The organism is Komagataeibacter intermedius TF2 (genome assembly GCF_000964425.1).
Lineage (GTDB): Bacteria > Pseudomonadota > Alphaproteobacteria > Acetobacterales > Acetobacteraceae > Komagataeibacter > Komagataeibacter intermedius.
On record NZ_BANF01000405.1, the window covers coordinates 1 to 2,014 of the forward strand.

3 protein-coding genes are annotated in these 2,014 nt (G+C 55.7%); 2 read left to right on the forward strand and 1 reads right to left on the reverse strand.

Annotated features, from left to right (window positions below):
* Positions 1-411 (forward strand): helix-turn-helix domain-containing protein (locus B7449_RS17740; RefSeq protein WP_048883971.1); only part of this gene is annotated, 411 nt, incomplete at its 5' end.
* Between the two features lie 223 nt (positions 412-634).
* On the opposite strand, the gene B7449_RS17745 is transcribed toward B7449_RS17740, so the two are convergent.
* Positions 635-1,354 (reverse strand): helix-turn-helix transcriptional regulator, encoded by a 720-nt coding sequence (locus B7449_RS17745; protein ID WP_010517467.1) that lies wholly within the window; start codon positions 1,352-1,354, stop codon positions 635-637.
* Between the two features lie 69 nt (positions 1,355-1,423).
* Here B7449_RS17745 and B7449_RS17750 point away from each other — a divergent pair, with 69 nt between their 5' ends.
* Positions 1,424-1,822, forward strand: a complete 399-nt coding sequence (locus tag B7449_RS17750) for a VOC family protein (protein WP_025440113.1) — start codon at positions 1,424-1,426, stop codon at positions 1,820-1,822.
* Positions 1,823-2,014 lie beyond the last annotated feature (192 nt).

Sequence of the window (2,014 nt, forward strand, 5' to 3'; positions counted from 1 at the left end):
CTATTTGTGAATGGACTTCTGGAAAGTCTGACCGTCCATCTTCTACGTCATTATGCACAGACACAGCCTTCGCTCACGTCCAGACCCGCACAACTGCCAGCGTGGAAGCTACGTAAGGCGCTGGATCATATGGAGGCCCATCTCGCCGAACCGTTCGACCTCGATTTTCTGGCCAAGTTGTGCGGGATGAGTCGGTTTCATTTCAGCCGGTCATTTCACAACACCATGGGGCAAAGCCCGTCACGCTGGTTTATCCGGCGGCGTGTGGACCATGCGAAGGAGCTTCTGTCACAGACCAACAGGTCCATCATCGAGATCGCCCTGACCAGTGGCTATGAGAGTGCGAGCCATTTTGCACAGATGTTTCGCAGGGAAACCGGCATCAGTCCACGCGACTTCAGGAAGCTATGATGAAGACGGATAAGGCGGCTATTTACCTCCCTGCTTTAAATTCCTTGACCAGATAGCGGTTAAGGCAGACCTAAAAGGTCGCCTTTAGACGCTGTTTTTCTCAATGCGCAACTTTCAGTCTTGATTTCCGGTTCTCCTTCGATGGGATGCTGGCCATACGATTTCTGGGTGTCTTCGCATCAAAAACCGTTGCGGATCACGACATCCAGCGCTGTTCAACGAATTAATGGGACTTGAGCCGAGCCAGTTCCGATGCACGCCATATCTCCCAACGGCGAAGCAGTCGGTGGTATGGTTCACCTGTCCGCTCATCCAGCTTTTCTACTACGGTTATCCGGTCCGTACGAAAATGACGGAAGTCCTGTCGCAGTTCGCACCAAGCGATCAGTACGCGCGTGGTATCCGAATAGCCAAGAACCACTGGCCATACCGTACGCTCGGTTAGCGTACCCCGTTGATCGCAATAATGCAGGCGCAATTTCATTTCTTTACGTATTGCAGATCGAAAGTCCGCCGCGTCCACCGTATCCTCGGACGCATCAAGAGGCAGCTTCGCCGCAGTGCTCGGCGCAATGATAAATGGCTGCAGGCGCTCGGGCACGACTGCCGCAATCTTGGCAAGAACGTCCAATGCCGTACGTGCAAGCATTTCATCGCCATGGGCTGCTACCCACTGCGCGCCCAGAACGATCGCCTCAATTTCCACCGGGGTCAGCGCAAGCGGCGGCATGTCGTATCCGGAGCCGAGCACGTATCCAACGCCAGCCTCACCTGAAACGGGCACGCGCTGCCCCATCAGATGCGCGATATCGCGGTAGATCGTGCGCGTAGAGACCTCCAATTCCCCAGCCAGCGCCCGCGCCGTGACGGGGCGCGACGACCGGCGCAGGATCTGGATGATCTGAAAAAGGCGATCGGTACTGCGCAAGGGCTTTGCAATCATGCTGACAGGATGCTGTCAGCATGATTGTGCCACAAGACGGCAAACACAACCTTATGGAGGAACCGCCCGATGAAATTTGCCTCTACCCGCCTGATTGCCGCTGACATCAACGCCATGGTTGCATTTTATGAATTGGTGACCGGACAGCCTGCCGAATGGCTTGCACCCCAGTTTGCCGAAATCGTCACCCCTGGCGCGACACTCGCGATCGGTAGCGCCGAGACGGTCGCCCTGTTCAGGGAAGGAACTGCCGAACCGGGGGCAAACCGCACCGCAATTCTGGAATTCAGGGTTGATGACGTGGATGCCGTATTCGCACGCCTGAAAAACAGGGTGGACGTTGTGATTGAGCCAAAGCTGCTACCATGGGGCAACCGCACGGCCCAGTTTCGCGATCCCGAGGGCACGATCATCAGCCTGTTTATGCCGTTAACCAAAGCCGCCCGCGCCCGTTTCGGAACCCGGTGACAACGGGTGGCCAACCGGTCTGTTATTTCTATAGACAACATACAGGAAAGCGGGGGGAGGGGAGGCGAACGACCTAGTTCTGGGAACTAACCTGAAGAAACCGGTCATTTAGGCCCGGTGTCTCGGTTTCGTGACAGCTTTACGTCGTCCTAACACTACAGTTGTGTTTTGATGTGAGAGGCGTAGGCTTTT

Coding starts and splice junctions, on each gene's coding strand:
- B7449_RS17745 (WP_010517467.1), bottom strand. CDS start 1,354: ATGATTGCAAAGCCCTTGCGCAGTACCGATCGCCTTTTTCAGATCATC.
- B7449_RS17750 (WP_025440113.1), top strand. CDS start 1,424: ATGAAATTTGCCTCTACCCGCCTGATTGCCGCTGACATCAACGCCATG.